Origin of the sequence: Vibrio sp. L5-1 (genome assembly GCF_021728315.1) — a bacterium.
GTDB lineage: Bacteria > Pseudomonadota > Gammaproteobacteria > Enterobacterales > Vibrionaceae > Vibrio > Vibrio splendidus_K.
The window spans coordinates 41,279-57,949 of record NZ_JAKKCQ010000014.1 but is presented as its reverse complement, the minus strand read 5'-3'; the positions used below and the strand labels follow the sequence as shown (position 1 = coordinate 57,949).

Here is a 16,671-nt window from a genome sequence, read left to right as displayed (position 1 = left end):
TCAATTTAAGATTTTGTGACTCAACGAATACTGACTTCAAAACTAATATTTACCGAAGTAAACATGTAATTCTAAAGCTATTACCATTCCAACAGAATGGTAATGAATTGACTGTGCCGAATAACTACAAGTAGTTAAACGTATTGGTCACTCAGTTCATTGAAATCATTGTGTTACCGAAGTAACTGTTTTACTTCTCTTAATAAAAAGGGAAGATAAAACGTTTTGATATTCATCAACGAGTGCCCACACAGATTGATAGGTTTAAATTGTTAAAGAGCGCTAGCGTTTTGTGATTTACATCTCAGTCGCTAGGGGTGCGTACTATACCTGCACCACTTAGAGAGTCAAGGGTTATTTTCAACTCCTTTTTCTCTACCGATTTCGCTGTGTGACTTTCGTCTCACTCCGTGTCGGTGAGGCGGCATTATAGAGAGATCGACATAGAGCACAAGGGCTTTTTTGAATAAAAGTTTTGTTCGCCTAAAAAGCCACCAGATCCGCATTTTTCGAATAAAAACTAAACATTTGAGACGTATCACAGCAATACATTGGCAAAATGGAAACCATGAACGTAAGATTCATGTATCTATTTTGTTAAGAGTAGATGCGTCTATTTCGTTTATTAATATGTAGTATTCCGATATGAACTCAAAAAAATCGATGTTGTTAATTGTCGCACTAGCTGTTCTAGGTGGCATTATTTTCTCTCAGGTAGATATATCGCCTGCAATTACCTTTATCCTTGGTGTCTTGGCTTCCGCTTTTGTTGTTAACTTTTCAAGCACCGACTCAAAATCAGATTCAGAACCTAAGGCATCAACAAAAACACTTTATGTAGGTAACCTTCCATACAAAGCGAATGAGTCACACGTACGTGAATTATTCTCAGAGTATGGTGAAGTATTTGCAGTACGCTTAATGAAAGACAAACGTACTGGTAAAAGAAGAGGCTTTGGATTTGTCGTAATGGCTAGCAATGATGTGAATCATGCTATTTCAGAACTTAACGATAAAGATTACATGCAACGAACTTTAAAAGTGCGAGTTGCAAATGATCCTAAACATCCAGAAACGGACGAAGCTGAACTGAGCTAAATCCTAACTGCTTCAACATGCTATTTAGTGCACTTTCTTTCTTAGGAAGTGCACTACAAAAAACCTCACGCACTCCCCCTTCTTTATCACTACTCTCCAAATCCAATAAATCTTGAACTCGCTTCGCAATCGCTTTACCAGAATCAACCAATAAAACACTCTTACCTAGGACTTGTTGAATCTCTGATTTTATCAGCGGGAAATGTGTGCATCCTAAAACGGCCACATCAATTGTATTGATCATCGGTTGAAGGATGAGTTGCAGCTCTTCAAGGTCAATCGTCTCCCCCCTGAGTTTATCTTCGGCCATATCCACCAGCCGAGTAGAACCTAACAGTTCGACTCTTTTATTACTCGAGAAGTTTTTGATGAGCTCGTGTGTGTATTCACGAGTAATCGTTGCGGGAGTAGCAATCAGACCCACCGCTTTATTGGCAAGTAGGGATGCAGGTTTGATTGCCGGAACAACGCCAACAATTGGGATTAGATTATTAGCACGCAGTGTAGGTAAGACAATCGTACTTGCGGTATTGCAGGCTATTACTACGATATCAATAGCGTGGCTAGCCACAAAGCTAGCGACGATACTTTGGACTCTGCGGACAAGAACTTGTTGATCGAGTTCACCGTATGGGTAAGCCTCGTTATCGAATACATAAGTATAGTTATGATTCGGTAGTAACTGGCTTATCTCCTTATATACAGATAGGCCACCCACTCCAGAATCAAAGACCAATATATTTTTTTGTAGACTATCCGACACAACGATTACCTATAATAAGTTTCGCTGCAATGATACTCCTTCGCTTAGTTTTCGCCAATCCTCACTCTATATAATGCAAGCTTGATAACGTTGATGAACAAAGCGCTCACCTTGCTCTACATTTTCTAGATCTATCTTGAGCTTACCTTTAAAGCATGGCGCTGACATCACTAAGGTATGGAACTCACCATCTTCGCCACATGGATCGACATGACTCGGTAAACTGTCTATTAGTTCAAGCGTGTATTTTTTCCCGCAATAGCTCATGTCTAATGCATCGCTATCGACCGTGACGAGAAAGGTTTCGATTCCTCTGTCTATTATTTCACTCGCAAGTGCCTGACTGCTCTCTCCCATGAGAGGGAACACACACTCCCAACCAGCGGGTTCTATATAGCTTCTTCGATAATCGGCAATGCCATTACAAAACATGTCTCCAAACGCGACCGCATCGATTGATAAGCCAGAACCTTTAAGTGCGGAGACAATGGTACTTTGATAAATCTCATTACTAGGAAACACTTCCGGGAGCTCAATCGTGATGAGTGGCAAACCGACTAATTGCGCCTGCATGGCAACCACATCAATGGGAGTCACTTGGAAAGGAACTTCATCTCCAACATATGTCGTGTATAGAGCGACAACTTCATATTCGGAGCTTTCAAGTAGACGCTCTAGCGTTAATGTCGAGTCTTTACCTGACGACCAACTTATGACGACTTTCTTTTTCATTGATATACCCAATAAGAAAAAACCGCCCGGAGGCGGTTTAGGTGTAAATTAGAATTGGTAAGCTACGTTCAAGTAGTAAGCACGCTCTGCGGCTGGGTACCCTAAAGCCGTTTCGTAGTCTTCATCAAGTAAGTTATCAACACGAGCACTGATCGTAGTGTTCTCATTAGCATAATAGCTAACAGCAGTGTCAACCAATGAATAAGATGGGAGAGTTACATCACTATATGGCCATGTCCCGTAATCAACATCAGGTCGCTTACCTACATATTGATAGCTTATAGACCAATCGACAACGTCAAATGCCACCAATGCATTCCACTTATACAGTTCTTTTGCTCGTCGCTGCAGCTGTTTACCATCATCACCTTCTGCATCTTTATAATCAGCACTCAACTGGTGTTGCACAATGCCCGTATCAAACTCGGCAGTCAGCTCTACACCTTGAATATGCGTCTCACCGTCAACGTTGATGTACTTATATGTTGTTGGGTGGTAATCGATTAGATTGGTGATCTTGTAATCGTATCCAGTTAATGTCCAATATACGTCTTTCACTAGACCATAGAAGCCCACCTCAATCGCATCAGACTCTTCTGGCTTAAGATCTTGAGTTCCGTAAGACGGATCATACTGTTGGTAAAGGTTTGGAGCTTTAAAAGCTGTACCGTATGAAGCTTTCATACCAAATTCTGGAATAAATTGATAACCAGCCCCGACGTTATATGTCGTTTCTGTACCAAATTCTTCATTGTCATCGACTCTTGCACTTGCTTCTAAAGTTGCAGAATCAACAGTGACTGAAGATAGGCCGAATACTGCCAAGTTAGAACGGTCGAATGTTTTATTCGCATTCTTATCTACATATGACTCATCGCGCCAATCAACGCCACCAGCTAACACAACATTCTTGTTCAATTTATAGCTATTGACCCACTGAACATTGTTTTGTTCTAATTCGTCTTGAGTTCCAGAAGTTTTGCTTTCACCAAATTGATAATTCCAAGAATCTTGGCTTTGTACTGTTGCTTGCATCTCAGAGTGTAATTGGCTGCCTTGATAAGTACCACCAATAGACACTGATAAATCGTCTTTTTCAGACTCCATATAGCTACGTGTACTATATGTATTGTCATATTGGTAAATATTCTCATAAGCACGAACATTACCAAATACACTGAATTGTTCATTCAACTTATGAGTATAACCAATCAAACCATTCAACGTTTCAAAGCCATGGCGGTCGCCATCATTTAAGCCAGGTACGGGCTTAACATTGTAGCCTTCATCGCTCTCATGGCTAATAGCAAGGTTTAACTGACCATTTTCAGAAGTCGCAACGCCGGATGCTAGACTAAGTTCTTGATAATCTAAGCTACCCAAACCAGCACTCAATGTTGTTGACTCATCCGTCGCACGAGCAATCGTAATAATGTTGATTACACCACCAATTGCTTCAGAACCGTATAAAGAAGCTCTAGCTCCTCGTACATACTCGATTCTCTGAACATAACTCAATGGGATCTGGTTGAAATCTACTGCACCTTTTGCTGCACGAGCAAAACGAACACCATCAACTAAAACTAGAACTTGATCAGAACTTGTTCCGCGAACAAATATAGAAGCGAGCTGTCCTCTACCACCATTTTGAGTAATCTGGATCCCTGTTAATCTTCTCAACACCTCTGGGATTGTTTTAGCTTGTGTTCTTTGAAAATCTTGGCGAGTAACAACTTCAACATCAGTTAATGTCGCAGTGGCAGACTGCTCAAAACGGTTAGCCGTTACTACCATGGTTTCGTCAGTAGATGCTTCTTGGGCGTGTAAATTGGAGATAGGTGAAAGCAGCGATGCTACAGCAACCGCTAAAAGGGATTTGTTCATGTTGTGATCCTAAATCGCGTAAATTCCTACCAAACCACATTGTATGGTTTAGCTACTGGCAGGTATTCGGACTCAAGAGCACAACCTTATGGTTACCTAATATTCGACTTCCCACAAAAAGCTATTTGCAGTGTCTTATGAATATTCGTTCTCTTTTACCGCTGCGCGTCAGTTCTGGATTCACACCAGATTCCCTCTTCAGCCATCTATACATCCAAATGGCACCAGCTTGCGGGAGATAGTATTAACCTATGAATCATTTGTCTAGTCTAAGATAGTTATAAGCTATAGTTTTCATGCTCGATTTACATTGAATGGCTCTCAACACTGGACAAGCGCCTGTGATTGAATAAAATCTGCGCTCTTGATTTAAAAGCACGACAGCAAAAAGGCATAACAATGGCGAATTTAGATGTAAACCCGCAACGCTACCAAGAACAACTAGCAGAAAAGACTGAGCGTCTTACTGAAATGTTCTCACAATACGATGTGCCTGAGTTGGAAGTGTATGAATCTCCAGAACAACACTACCGCATGCGTGCTGAATTTCGTGTGTGGCATGAAGGTGACGATATGTATTACGTCATGTTCAATCAAGAGACCAAAGAAAAATACCGTGTAGACCAGTTTCCAGCAGCTAGCCGTCTTATCAACGACTTAATGCCTCTACTAACAGATGCAATGAAAGAGAACCACTCTCTACGCCACAAGCTATTCCAAGTAGATTTCCTTTCTACACTAAGCGGCGAGATTTTGGTGTCACTGCTTTACCACCGTCAGTTGGGTGAGCAATGGATTCAAGATGCTAAAGCGCTAAAACAGCAATTGAACGATGAAGGTTTTAACCTAAACCTGATTGGCCGTGCGCGTAAGATGAAAATCGTACTAGACCGCGACTACGTAATAGAAAAGCTAGACGTGAATGGTGACAGCTACATCTACCAACAAGTAGAAAACAGCTTTACTCAACCAAACGGTAAAGTAGCAGAGAAAATGCTGGAATGGGCTGTCGACTGTACTCAAGACAGCAAAGGTGACTTGCTAGAACTTTACTGTGGTAACGGTAATTTCTCATTAGCACTGGCACAAAACTTTGAGCGTGTACTAGCAACTGAACTAGCGAAGCCATCTGTTGAATCTGCTCAGTACAACATTGCGGCGAACAAGATTGATAATGTTCAGATCATTCGTATGTCTGCGGAAGATTTTACCGTAGCAATGGAAGGTAAGCGTGAATTCCGCCGTCTGCAACAGGCGAACATCGATCTGAAGAGCTACAACTGCAACACTATCTTTGTTGATCCACCGCGCTCAGGTATGGATGTTGATACTTGTAAGATGGTGCAAGGCTACGAGCGTATCATGTACATCTCTTGTAACCCTGAGACATTGAAAGAGAACCTAGACATCCTAAGCGAAACACACGACATCACTCGTTTTGCTCTATTTGACCAGTTCCCTTACACGCACCACATGGAAGCCGGTGTATTCCTTGAGCGTAAAGCGTAAATATCGCTCTCTAGGTCGCACAGCAGATACAAAAAAACGAGCCAATTGGCTCGTTTTTTTATTTATACGTTGGTTTAAGCGGTTTTACCGATAAAGCCTAGCTTCTTACCTACCCAAGCGAGTAGCAGCATAGCGACAATAATCGCAAAGAAGTTTGAACCTGCATCAGGGTGTTGTGCTTTCACAAAAGCCGAGTGGCCAAATGCACCTACAAAGAAACAAGCTAAACCCACTAATGGAATATCTTCAGATACTGGATTCGTGAGGTATTCTTGGTAAAGCGCTTGTACAGCCAAAACTAACGCAATCAGTGGGAAAATAGAGAAGCCCACTTCGCTCATTGTTACCCAAGATAACAGTGCATCACCACACACACCTGCAACAACAGCAAGTACGAGTGTCTTTCTTTCAGAACCACGGTTTACAGTATTTTTTTCATTCGACATTATTCAATCCCGCCTTTTAATCGGTTACGTTCACGTTCTTTACGATACCAAAAAGCACCTTTGGCCATCATTCGCAATTGCATGATCAAGCGATCAGCCAATTCATCTCGCTGACGTCGATCTAAATCTAATGCTTCTGCCCCTGAGTTGAAGACCAAAATGACGGAGGCTTCAGCTTGAGTAAAAGCTTCATCTCGTGTCATGCCAGTCGTTATCAAATATTCGGTTAACTCAGCAGAGAAGTGCTGTATCTCACGAGCTACCGCAGCACGAAACTCAAAAGAGGTTCCTGAGCGCTCTCGCAATAACAGTCTGAATACGTTTGGGCTGCTTTCAATGAATTCCATAAAGGTTTCAACCGAGGTACGAATCACACTGCCTTCTTTTACTATGCGTTGCCTAGCTTGACGCATTAGCTGACGCAACAGTAAGCCACCTTCATCAACCATGGTTAAGCCAAGCTCATCCATGTCTTTGAAATGACGATAAAAGGAAGTCGGCGCTATTCCAGCCTCACGAGCAACTTCTCTCAAGCTCAGGTTGGAAAAGCTACGATCGGCACTGAGCTGGCTAAATGCTGCGTCGATTAAGCTGCGACGAGTTTTTTCTTTTTGCTGCGCGCGAATGCCCATTGGTTTCATACTTTATCAAACTCTTCTTTTACAGCCTAAACAGGCATGCCTAATACTCTGTTCAATATAACGCGAATCACATATTTATATAAGGCACTCTGGTTATATAAGACACTAAACACACCTCTTTGTTCACGTACCGAAGTAAATACGTTCGAAGAAAAAATTTCAATATCCACACTGTCATTTGGAGACATACGACATACCAAATATTATTTTTTCGATAACACTGCGTGATCCCACCGACTCTCTGATGCCCTTTTCATGTACCCAAGAACAGAATCAGTTAAAATCTCGCTAAAGCAATGTTAATCAAATATAACAAGGAAGATATCTATGCCGCACTCCAACCACTTTGATGTAATCGTAATTGGTAGTGGCCCCGGAGGAGAAGGGGCAGCGATGGGATTAACCAAAGCCGGGTTGAACGTTGCAATCATTGAAAAAGAGAGCAGCGTTGGTGGTGGTTGCACCCACTGGGGAACGATTCCTTCAAAAGCACTGCGTCATGCAGTAAGCCGCATCATTGAATTCAATAGCAACCCGCTGTTTTGTCAGAACAATAAAAGCATTCACTCAACCTTCTCCAACATTCTGGGTCATGCTAAATCAGTCATCGACAAACAGACTCGATTGCGTCAAGGCTTCTACGACCGTAACCAGTGCACATTGGTGTTTGGTACTGCGCGTTTTATCGATACTAACACTATCTCTGTCATGCAGAGCGATGGTACTGAAGAACATTACAGTGCAGACAAATTTGTTATCGCAACAGGTTCTCGCCCTTATCAGCCAGACAACGTCGACTTTCTGCATGAACGTATCTACGACAGCGACTCGATCCTTTCTCTTAAACACGACCCTCAACACATCATCATCTATGGTGCTGGCGTTATTGGTTGTGAATACGCTTCAATCTTCCGTGGTTTAGGCGTTAAAACCGATCTTATTAATACTCGCGATCGCCTGTTGTCATTCTTAGACAATGAAACCTCGGATGCTCTGTCTTATCACTTCTGGAACAGCGGCGTTGTTATTCGTAACGATGAAACCTTTGAGAAAATTGAAGGTACTGACGACGGTGTAATCATTCACTTAGAGTCTGGTAAGAAAATGCGTGCCGACTGTCTACTGTATGCCAATGGCCGAACGGGTAATACTGACAAGCTGAATCTTGGTGCCGTTGGCTTAGAAGCGGACTCTCGAGGACAAGTATCAGTCAACAGCAACTACCAAACCAGTGTTGAACATGTTTACGCTGTTGGTGATGTGATTGGTTATCCTAGCCTAGCAAGTGCTGCTTATGACCAAGGTCGATTCGTGGCTCAAGCCGTGGTGAAAGGTGAAGCAGAACGACACCTTATCGAAGACATCCCAACAGGTATCTATACTATTCCTGAGATCAGCTCTGTCGGAAAAACAGAACAAGAGCTTACCGCGGCTAAAGTACCTTATGAAGTGGGACGATCTTCATTCAAGCACTTAGCTCGTGCTCAAATCGCAGGTAAAGATATTGGTAGCTTGAAGATACTTTTCCATCGTGAAACTAAAGAGATTTTAGGTATCCACGTGTTTGGTGAGCGTGCTGCTGAGATCATCCACATCGGTCAGGCAATAATGGAACAGAAAGGCGAAGCCAATACCATCGAGTACTTTGTGAATACTACCTTCAACTATCCAACAATGGCCGAAGCGTATCGCGTCGCAGCGCTGAACGGACTTAACCGTTTGTTCTAAACAAAGAACCAATAGGACTATTTGACCACCTGTAGGCCAAATACATAAACAGCAAGCCACGCGCTTGCTGTTTTTATTTAAGACACTGAATAGTAAGGAATTGATAGTAATTAGATCATGGTGTTCTAAATACCTCTTTACCTGTACAGCTTCTCTTTTCGCTCCCTGAACTAATCTATCTATCTAAGCTAAGCGAGAAACTCACCTTTCTTCCACTGAGAGATAAATAGAACACCAAGACCAATGCCGCGCATTGCCATAAAGCTCAGCATCGCTAGCCAAAGTGCATGGTTCTCTAAACCTGATGCTAAGTAGAAAATCGCAAAGAAACTGCAGGTGGCCACAAACATACTGTTACGCATATCTTTGCCTTTGGTAGCGCCCACGAAAATACCGTCTAGCAAGAAGCACCACATAGAAACGAGCGGCATCGCAATCAGCCATGGCAGATACACCTCAGCCTGACTCTTAACCTCTGGAATTGTAGTAATTATATTAATCAAACTAGACCCAGCAATCGCGAACACTATGGTCAGTACCAAACAAATATTGAAGCTCCAGAAGAAAGTGCCAATCAAAGACTGATTTAACTCTTCTTTATCTTTCGCGCCAATCGCCTTTCCGACCATAGCTTCCATTGCGTAGGCAAAACCATCCATCCCATAAGAGATGATCATCAAGAAGCTCATCAATACCGCATTGGCCGCCACAACATCATCACCAAAACTTGCACCTTGGAAGGTCATAAAAGTGAAAGTCGCTTGCAGACACAGCGAGCGCAGAAAGATGTCGCGATTCAGTTTCACAAAACGGCTCAAACCTTGGCTGGTTTTCTTAAGCAGCTCCCATGGCGATGGTAACTGCTTCTTTGCCCAGATTCGATAAACACAAACCAAGCCAAACGTTAGCCCGGCATAATCTGCTATCACCGATGCCAATGCCGCACCTTCAACTTGCCATCCAAAGCCAATCACAAATACGATATCCAAAACGATGTTGGTGATATTAGTGATAATCACCATCCACATTGGCGCTTTAGCATTTTGGGTTCCGAGCAACCAACCTAAAATTACAAAGTTAGTTAGCGCAGCAGGCGCACTCCAGGCACGGATAGAGAAGTACTGCAGGCCATAATGTTTGACTTGCTCGCTGGCACTGCTCAATGAGAAAACCGCATCCGCAACTAAGCTGTGTAAAAGCAAAAAGACACCAGCAAACCCTAAGGCCATAGTCACGCCTTGCACAAAGACTAAACCAAGCTGCTTACCATCATTCGCACCATAAGATTGCGCGGCCAATCCAGTCGTCGACATACGCAGGAAACCAAGCAACCAGAAGGTCACACTGATCATGGTGCCGCCTAAGGCCACACCACCTAAATACCAAGAATGCTCTAGGTGACCGATAACCGCAGCATCGACTAAGCCCAGCAGTGGAACCGTAATATTGGAGAGAACCATCGGGATCGCGAGCAATAGCACTTTTTTGTGCATCGCCTGATTGGATAGCGTTTGAAAAATAGTTTGGGGATTAAATAGCTTCACGATCACCTCTTTGATTAGAGGCGATAGTTTAACCTAGTGGGTGGGCTTTCACTATGTTGTGGGGTTTTACTTATCTTGATACTTCTATTCAGCTACCTGCAAACAAAGTCGCTAGCACTACCACTTAACAAGCACTAACTGTGGCGTTAAGCGCTTTTTGACCTGAGAGATCTTACACAGTAATCGCTGCCACAATTTCCAACGATTGCATTGTTGATCAAGTGGAGAAAACGCTTTTACCCATTGCGCCCATGGCAGCCAATTAAGAACACTGTCTACTGGAGAAGATAAGCCATGTGCATATTTTCCTGAACCAAGCTTTTGCCCAAGAGCACTAGAGCTTTTGTCTCCAGCTAACACTAAACACGCGTGTGCATGAGTAAAGTAACGACTTAATGACTGAATAAAATATGCGGTTTGTTGTTCATTGCAATCAAGCAAAGCATGTTCGCACACCACCATCACTGAGGCTTGTTCTGGGATGTTGAGCTCATCCAACCAAGTCAGATCGTCAACCGAGCCACACTCCAAACGGTAGCGTTCATTCTTGTGGAACAGGCGTTGGCGCCAAACTAAGTTCTCTGTGACATCCAATTCAACCCAATGACAACGGCCATTATCTAAACGGTAGAAACGCGTATCGAGCCCCGCTCCAACATTAATGATCCAAGCATCTGGATTATGAGATAGAAATTGTTGAACTTGAGAGTCACAAAGCTGAGTCAATGTTGCGTAGAGAAGTTGTTGTTGGTCGAGTTCACCAGTAAGACATTCTGGTGCTAATTGGCAGCGCTTGCAGGCTTGAGCTGCGATAGGGTCATAGACTAAGCCGTCATCGGCAAAGCTTTCGCGGCTGCGAAACCAAAGATGTTGAACGAGATCCGTCGGAACTTGGAATTCCTGATGTGCAGACCCTTGATCAAAAGGAGCCTTTTGAACAGAAGAGCGCGGCTTAGGAATAAGCGGCTTCATTTGAGGTTTGGTTGGATTTGGCATCATCATCTTCCTTGTATCCCGACAAAGAAGATGATAATGAATATCAATTACAATAACAAGTTATTGAGAATAAATATCAATAAGCTGCTTGTACTGATTACATCCAGTCAGTGTTGCGGATAATACCAACAGCCAGCCCTTCAATAGACAAGTGTTGAGATTCCAGATCGACATGGATTGGAGAAAACTCTTCATTTTCAGCGTGTAACAGCACCGTTGAACCTTTACGTTCTAGGCGTTTTACCGTTACATCATCATCGACACGAGCCACGACAACCTGACCATCGCGGACATCTTGTGTTTTATGAACAGCTAATAGATCACCGTCCATAATACCGATGTCTTTCATACTTTCGCCATTTACACGAAGTAAGAAGTCAGCTTGTGGTTTAAACATGCCTGGATCAACTTGATAATGCATTTCTACATGCTCTTGAGCCAAAATAGGCTCACCAGCGGCAACCTGACCGATTAGTGGTAAACCTTGCTCTTCATTCGCTGCATCTTCAAGCAAAATACGAATACCACGAGACGCACCCGGGATAATCTCAATCGCTTCTTTACGAGCAAGAGCTTTTAAATGTTCTTCTGCAGCATTGGCAGAACGGAAGCCAAGTTCACGCGCGATTTCTGCACGTGTCGGTGGCATACCGAAATCTTCGATCTTACTTTTGATAAGGTCAAAAACTTGTTGCTGGCGGGGCGTTAACGGCTTCATGATTCACCTGTCTTTTTATACAGTTGACTGTGAGTATATCCAGTAACTGAACAAAAGCAAAGCAATTGGTTGTTTTTAGTTCATTTTTAGCGATTTACAAAAACAAGATCTCTAGCCACACGTAACCCGCTAATACTAAACAGATAAAAACTGCAGCTGAGCCAACATCTTTCGCCATCCCAGAAAGCTCATGATGTTCACTACCGATTCGGTCAACGACCGCTTCAATCGCGGTATTGATCAACTCGACAACCATCACCAGCACGACTGCTGAAATCATCAAGATTCTCTCAACTTGGCTTACATCTAAGTAAAACGCCAACGGAATAAGCACTGCGGCCATGAATACTTCTTGTCGAAATGCCGCCTCGTTTTTAAACGAGCTCGTGATGCCTTGCCATGAAAAGCCCGCCGCTTTCACTATACGTTTGAATCCGGTGTTTGATTTTTTGGTCATTTTTAACCCTATACTCAATCAGTCGATGAATGATTTTCCACAAACTTAACGGCAATATGACTATTTCCATTAAAAGGTTAGACCAGTTTCTGGTATTCTTGCATCGATTAAATTTACGCCTAGGCTTATCCCTATTTCACTCACAGGATTTATCCTTTTCATCATAGAAATAGAGATACGCTTGAGCACATTGAAATAACTATTGAGGCAGTGAACCTATATGTCTTCTGGACAATCTTTTTCACGTTCATTAATGAAGCTACCTTTATCCGTATTGGTAAAGGGCACATCAATTCCTTCAAACCCTGTTGAGGATTTGAACATTGATTTGAGCAAACCGATTGTATACGCCTTACCGTTTCGCTCAAGTGTAGACATTCTTACATTGCAAAAACATGCACTTGAATTAGGGTTACCTGATCCGTTGAGCAAGCTTGAAATCAATGGCAAATCACTGCAACGCTACGTTTTTATCTCTTCTCGCAAAACTCTACTGCAAGACGATGATTATGTACCAAGCTCATCAATTGAAGTCTTCTCTGAGCTGCTTTCACTGCATGCTGAAGACTCTGATCTCGACGTTCAAGTTATCCCAGCCACTGTATTGTGGGGTCGTAAGCCTGGTAAAGAGAATAACCAGAAACCTTACCTACAAGCAATGAACGGCTTAGAGAAATCAAAAGCGGTATTACTGGCAGGTCGTGACTGCTTGGTTCGCTTTAGTCCTGTGGTTTCTCTGCGTTATATGGCTAACTCACACGGCACCGACAACACCATCGCACACAAACTGGCGCGCGTGGCACGTATTCACTTTTCTCGCCAAAAACTGGCAGCATCAGGTCCTAACCTGCCCAGTCGCCAAGCTCTGTTTGACCGCCTACTAAAATCTGAAGCGATCAAGAAAGCGATTGAAGATGAAGCACAAGCAAAAAACATCTCGATCGAGAAAGCGAGCAAAGAAGCTCAAGACATCATGGACGAGATTGCTGCGAACTTCTCTTACTCGCTAATCAAACGCGGTGAGAAGATTCTTGGTTGGTTGTGGAATAAGTTGTATCAAGGCCTGCATATCAGCAACGCTTCAACCGTTCGTAAGCTGGCTCAAGATGGTCACGAGATTGTTTATGTGCCTTGTCATCGTAGTCACATGGATTACTTACTGCTTTCTTACGTGCTTTACCACGAGGGCATGGTGCCGCCGCATATCGCTGCAGGTATCAATCTGAACTTCTTCCCTGCCGGTCCTATTTTCCGTCATGGTGGTGCATTCTTTATTCGTCGTAGCTTCAAAGGCAACAAGCTGTACTCGACTATTTTCCGTGAATATCTGGCAGAATTGTTCGCCAAAGGTTACTCGGTCGAGTATTTCAGTGAAGGTGGTCGCTCTCGTACGGGTCGTCTACTGCAAGCGAAAACGGGCATGCTAGCAATGACCATTCAGGCGATGCTGCGTGGTATGAACCGTCCAGTAACGTTAGTACCTGTGTACATCGGCTATGAGCACGTAATGGAAGTGGCGACCTACGCAAAAGAACTTCGTGGTAAGCGCAAAGAAAAAGAAAATGCGAGCCTAGTGATTCGTACGCTCCGTAAACTGCGCAATTTTGGTAAAGGCTACGTGAACTTTGGTGAGCCGATTCAGCTTAACCAATATCTGAACGAGCACGCTCCAGAGTGGACTAAAGATATCGACCCAATGGGAACCAGCAAGCCACAATGGATGAATCCAGTGGTCAATGACCTGGCAACCAAAATGATGACACACATTAACGATGCGGCAGCGACCAACGCACTAACACTTTGTGCAACGGCGTTACTGGCTTCAAGACAGCGTGCATTGTCTCGTGATTCTTTGGTTTCTCAGATCAACTGTTACCTGTCTCTGCTTAAGAACGTACCTTACTCTGATACATTTACGGTACCAAAAGACAGCGCTGAAGATCTGGTAAAACACGCTGAATCGCTGAACAAGTTCCTAATTGAATCAGACTCAATGGGCGACATCATTTCGCTAGACCGTCACCAGTCAATTCTGATGACCTACTACCGTAATAACATCATTCATTTGTTTGCTCTACCATCATTAATTGCTCAGATGACCATTCGTCAGCACGGCCTAACCATTGACACGATTCAAGAGAACGTTGCTGCTATCTACCCGTTCTTGAAGAAAGAGTTGTTCTTAAGCTACGACGAAGATCAGCTTGAAAGCGTGGTGGCGAACATCATTGAAGAGCTTGTTGGCCAAGGTATGCTTGTGGTGTCGGACAATCAAGTCACCATCAACCAGTCAAACAGCCAAGCACTGATGCTGTTAGGCCGTACGATTTCAGAAACGCTACAGCGCTACTCTATTGCTCTGAACCTATTGGCAGAGAACCCTGATCTGGATAAATCTGATCTTGAGCAGAAAAGCCAAGACATCGCACAACGACTGGGACGTCTACAAGGCATTAATGCACCAGAGTTCTTCGATAAAGGTGTGTTTGCGTCGATGTTCGCAACTTTGAAACAGCAGCAATATTTGGATAACGATGGTAACTGCGATTTAGAAAAGACTCAGCAATTCGCTAAGCTTCTTTACTCAATGCTTTACCCAGAGGTCCGTCTGACGATTCAAGAGAGTATCCACCAAGCAGAGTAATCGCTTGGTTAGCAATTGCTTTAATCACTAGACTGAACACGATCAAAAAAGGCACCCATTGGGTGCCTTTTTATTGAGCGTTAGTTTTGCAAAAAACTCGTGCTTACCAGAAGGTGATGAATAAGCCTGCTGTCACTGCCATTCCAACATAATTGTTGTTTAGGAAAGCTTGGAAACATAAATCTCGATCACGGTGGCGCATCAGATGTTGTTGATACACAAACAAGCCCCCCGCAACCAGCAGTGCCCAATAAAAGGTATCTCCTAATTGGTAATGCATGCCTAACGCTATTAACATCGCCAGTGTCACTAGCTGTAAGAAGCCAACGATAAGCTTGTCGAAACGACCAAATAGAATAGCCGTCGATTTGATGCCAATTTTTAAGTCATCATCTCGGTCAACCATTGCATATTGCGTGTCGTAGGCAATCGTCCACAGCGCATTGATAATGAAAATAAACCAGACCACACTAGGTAGCTCACTAGTTTGCGCCGCCCAAGCCATTGGGATAGCCCAACTAAACGCTAAGCCGAGGAACAACTGTGGAAGGTGCGTAAAACGCTTCATAAAAGGATAAATGAAAGCTAAGCCAACACCAATAACAGAAAGCTTAATCGTCAGCGGGTTCATGGTTAGCACCAGTAAGAATGAAACCATGGCTAGCGCTAAAAAGAGCAGAATAGCTTCCTTACTGGAAACCAAACCTGAAGGTAATGGGCGCTGCTTGGTTCGTTTTACATGGCCATCCACTTTACGGTCAGCAAAATCATTGATCACACAGCCAGCTGAACGCATCAATATCACGCCAAGTACGAAAACAACCAAGACATCAAAATCAGGCATGCCTTTCGCGGCAATAATCAGCGACCATAAGGTCGGCCAAAGGAGTAATAGAGTACCAATAGGGCGATTCATTCGCGTTAATTGCCAATACGCCTTCGCTTTGGTGGCAAACATTTACACACTCTCCTTAGAGTAAATGGGTGATGTTGGCAAAAACAGTTCTGCCACAAGCATCGGTTTATGGTTCATCCATAATCGAGAACGACGCGCGAGCAGTCGCTCATCGCCTGCGATAACCCAACCGACTTGCAGCGCATCTCGCTCCACGTTCTCAGCGCTGAACACGGTTAAACCAAGTGGGACATTACCTTGTTGAGAAAGGTCAGAGTGCTGATGATCTTCTAATGTGACTCGAGGAATCAATGTTCGCCCTAACACCCACGGCTCATCATCACCCTTCAAAATTACTTTACGCAGTAAGCAATCAAACGATGATAAAAGAAGTTCCTCGTCCTGTTGTAGCATTGAGCGTTCTACAACTTGATTATGAAGCAACTCAACAGACAGGTGCTGACAGCTCTTGCCCAGCTTGCGGGAAAGAGAACCTTGCTCCAAAAGCCACTCTCTGGTGATTTTATTAGGAAAATCAAATGTTTCTGTACTTTGCCAATCTACATTCATTAACGAATTAAGATACAGCGATATTGGCTTATTCATACTAGTATTC

General features: G+C 43.4%; 15 protein-coding genes and 1 riboswitch. Of the genes, 4 read left to right on the top strand and 11 right to left on the bottom strand.

All coding sequences use genetic code 11. The annotated features are described in order from the left end of the window. Positions 1 to 645: 645 nt before the first annotated feature. Positions 646 to 1,098 carry an RNA-binding protein gene (locus tag L3V35_RS24360; protein ID WP_054548335.1) on the top strand — a complete coding sequence of 151 codons (453 nt, stop codon included), beginning with the start codon at positions 646 to 648 and terminating at the stop codon, positions 1,096 to 1,098. On the opposite strand, the gene murI is transcribed toward L3V35_RS24360, so the two are convergent. From murI to btuB, 3 genes are read right to left on the bottom strand one after another with little or no spacing between them, the layout of a single operon-like run. Further along, on the bottom strand, positions 1,061 to 1,867 hold the full coding sequence (murI, locus tag L3V35_RS24355) for a glutamate racemase (RefSeq protein ID WP_054548336.1): 807 nt from the start codon (positions 1,865 to 1,867) through the stop codon (positions 1,061 to 1,063). The genes L3V35_RS24360 and murI overlap by 38 nt on opposite strands. 60 nt (positions 1,868 to 1,927) lie before the next feature. Next, entirely contained in the window at positions 1,928 to 2,593 is a 666-nt protein-coding gene (locus L3V35_RS24350; protein ID WP_054548337.1) for an ATPase, read from the bottom strand. A gap of 48 nt (positions 2,594 to 2,641) precedes the next feature. Next, complete coding sequence (gene btuB, locus L3V35_RS24345; protein WP_054548338.1) at positions 2,642 to 4,477, bottom strand: TonB-dependent vitamin B12 receptor; 1,836 nt, start codon at positions 4,475 to 4,477, stop codon at positions 2,642 to 2,644. 39 nt (positions 4,478 to 4,516) lie between these two features. After that, positions 4,517 to 4,721: riboswitch (cobalamin riboswitch) on the bottom strand. A 155-nt stretch (positions 4,722 to 4,876) separates the two neighbouring features. Here btuB and trmA point away from each other — a divergent pair. Next, positions 4,877 to 5,986 carry a tRNA (uridine(54)-C5)-methyltransferase TrmA gene (trmA, locus tag L3V35_RS24340; protein ID WP_054548339.1) on the top strand — a complete coding sequence of 370 codons (1,110 nt, stop codon included), beginning with the start codon at positions 4,877 to 4,879 and terminating at the stop codon, positions 5,984 to 5,986. Positions 5,987 to 6,060: 74 nt separating this feature from the next. On the opposite strand, the gene L3V35_RS24335 is transcribed toward trmA, so the two are convergent. Further along, on the bottom strand, positions 6,061 to 6,432 hold the full coding sequence (locus L3V35_RS24335; RefSeq protein WP_054548340.1) for a YijD family membrane protein: 372 nt from the start codon (positions 6,430 to 6,432) through the stop codon (positions 6,061 to 6,063). Beyond that, positions 6,432 to 7,073 carry an HTH-type transcriptional repressor FabR gene (gene fabR / locus L3V35_RS24330; RefSeq protein ID WP_004736697.1) on the bottom strand — a complete coding sequence of 214 codons (642 nt, stop codon included), beginning with the start codon at positions 7,071 to 7,073 and terminating at the stop codon, positions 6,432 to 6,434. Before fabR ends, L3V35_RS24335 begins: the two co-directional genes overlap by 1 nt. 327 nt (positions 7,074 to 7,400) lie before the next feature. Here fabR and sthA point away from each other — a divergent pair, with 327 nt between their 5' ends. Next, entirely contained in the window at positions 7,401 to 8,801 is a 1,401-nt protein-coding gene (sthA, locus tag L3V35_RS24325) for a Si-specific NAD(P)(+) transhydrogenase (RefSeq protein ID WP_004736699.1), read from the top strand. 188 nt (positions 8,802 to 8,989) lie between these two features. On the opposite strand, the gene dinF is transcribed toward sthA, so the two are convergent. The 4 genes from dinF to L3V35_RS24305 all read right to left on the bottom strand — a co-directional run bounded on the left by dinF (position 8,990) and on the right by L3V35_RS24305 (position 12,516). Further along, positions 8,990 to 10,345 (bottom strand): MATE family efflux transporter DinF, encoded by a 1,356-nt coding sequence (gene dinF / locus L3V35_RS24320; protein WP_237300787.1) that lies wholly within the window; start codon positions 10,343 to 10,345, stop codon positions 8,990 to 8,992. 117 nt (positions 10,346 to 10,462) lie between these two features. Beyond that, the gene (locus L3V35_RS24315; RefSeq protein ID WP_237300786.1) at positions 10,463 to 11,341 is read right to left on the bottom strand and encodes a class I SAM-dependent methyltransferase; all 879 of its coding nucleotides are present in this window, start codon (positions 11,339 to 11,341) and stop codon (positions 10,463 to 10,465) included. 97 nt (positions 11,342 to 11,438) lie between these two features. Then, positions 11,439 to 12,059, bottom strand: coding sequence for a transcriptional repressor LexA (gene lexA / locus L3V35_RS24310; protein ID WP_004736702.1), 621 nt, complete (start codon positions 12,057 to 12,059; stop codon positions 11,439 to 11,441). A 94-nt stretch (positions 12,060 to 12,153) separates the two neighbouring features. Next, on the bottom strand, positions 12,154 to 12,516 hold the full coding sequence (locus L3V35_RS24305; RefSeq protein WP_004736703.1) for a diacylglycerol kinase: 363 nt from the start codon (positions 12,514 to 12,516) through the stop codon (positions 12,154 to 12,156). Positions 12,517 to 12,736: 220 nt separating this feature from the next. Here L3V35_RS24305 and plsB point away from each other — a divergent pair, with 220 nt between their 5' ends. Next, positions 12,737 to 15,160: a glycerol-3-phosphate 1-O-acyltransferase PlsB gene (gene plsB, locus L3V35_RS24300; protein ID WP_004736704.1), complete on the top strand. Its 2,424-nt coding sequence runs from the start codon at positions 12,737 to 12,739 to the stop codon at positions 15,158 to 15,160. A 103-nt stretch (positions 15,161 to 15,263) separates the two neighbouring features. On the opposite strand, the gene ubiA is transcribed toward plsB, so the two are convergent. Continuing rightward, positions 15,264 to 16,118 (bottom strand): 4-hydroxybenzoate octaprenyltransferase, encoded by an 855-nt coding sequence (gene ubiA / locus L3V35_RS24295; RefSeq protein ID WP_054548341.1) that lies wholly within the window; start codon positions 16,116 to 16,118, stop codon positions 15,264 to 15,266. Next, on the bottom strand, positions 16,119 to 16,661 hold the full coding sequence (locus L3V35_RS24290; RefSeq protein ID WP_237300785.1) for a chorismate lyase: 543 nt from the start codon (positions 16,659 to 16,661) through the stop codon (positions 16,119 to 16,121). Between the last annotated feature and the right edge of the window lie 10 nt (positions 16,662 to 16,671).

What these genes read in the sequence shown, in the direction of transcription:
- L3V35_RS24350 (WP_054548337.1), bottom strand. Translation starts at nt 2,593, where the DNA reads ATGAAAAAGAAAGTCGTCATAAGTTGGTCGTCAGGTAAAGACTCGACA.
- sthA (WP_004736699.1), top strand. Translation starts at nt 7,401, where the DNA reads ATGCCGCACTCCAACCACTTTGATGTAATCGTAATTGGTAGTGGCCCC.
- L3V35_RS24315 (WP_237300786.1), bottom strand. Translation starts at nt 11,341, where the DNA reads ATGCCAAATCCAACCAAACCTCAAATGAAGCCGCTTATTCCTAAGCCG.
- L3V35_RS24305 (WP_004736703.1), bottom strand. Translation starts at nt 12,516, where the DNA reads ATGACCAAAAAATCAAACACCGGATTCAAACGTATAGTGAAAGCGGCG.
- btuB (WP_054548338.1), bottom strand. Translation starts at nt 4,477, where the DNA reads ATGAACAAATCCCTTTTAGCGGTTGCTGTAGCATCGCTGCTTTCACCT.
- L3V35_RS24335 (WP_054548340.1), bottom strand. Translation starts at nt 6,432, where the DNA reads ATGTCGAATGAAAAAAATACTGTAAACCGTGGTTCTGAAAGAAAGACA.
- fabR (WP_004736697.1), bottom strand. Translation starts at nt 7,073, where the DNA reads ATGAAACCAATGGGCATTCGCGCGCAGCAAAAAGAAAAAACTCGTCGC.
- ubiA (WP_054548341.1), bottom strand. Translation starts at nt 16,118, where the DNA reads ATGTTTGCCACCAAAGCGAAGGCGTATTGGCAATTAACGCGAATGAAT.
- plsB (WP_004736704.1), top strand. Translation starts at nt 12,737, where the DNA reads ATGTCTTCTGGACAATCTTTTTCACGTTCATTAATGAAGCTACCTTTA.
- L3V35_RS24360 (WP_054548335.1), top strand. Translation starts at nt 646, where the DNA reads ATGAACTCAAAAAAATCGATGTTGTTAATTGTCGCACTAGCTGTTCTA.
- trmA (WP_054548339.1), top strand. Translation starts at nt 4,877, where the DNA reads ATGGCGAATTTAGATGTAAACCCGCAACGCTACCAAGAACAACTAGCA.
- L3V35_RS24290 (WP_237300785.1), bottom strand. Translation starts at nt 16,661, where the DNA reads ATGAATAAGCCAATATCGCTGTATCTTAATTCGTTAATGAATGTAGAT.
- lexA (WP_004736702.1), bottom strand. Translation starts at nt 12,059, where the DNA reads ATGAAGCCGTTAACGCCCCGCCAGCAACAAGTTTTTGACCTTATCAAA.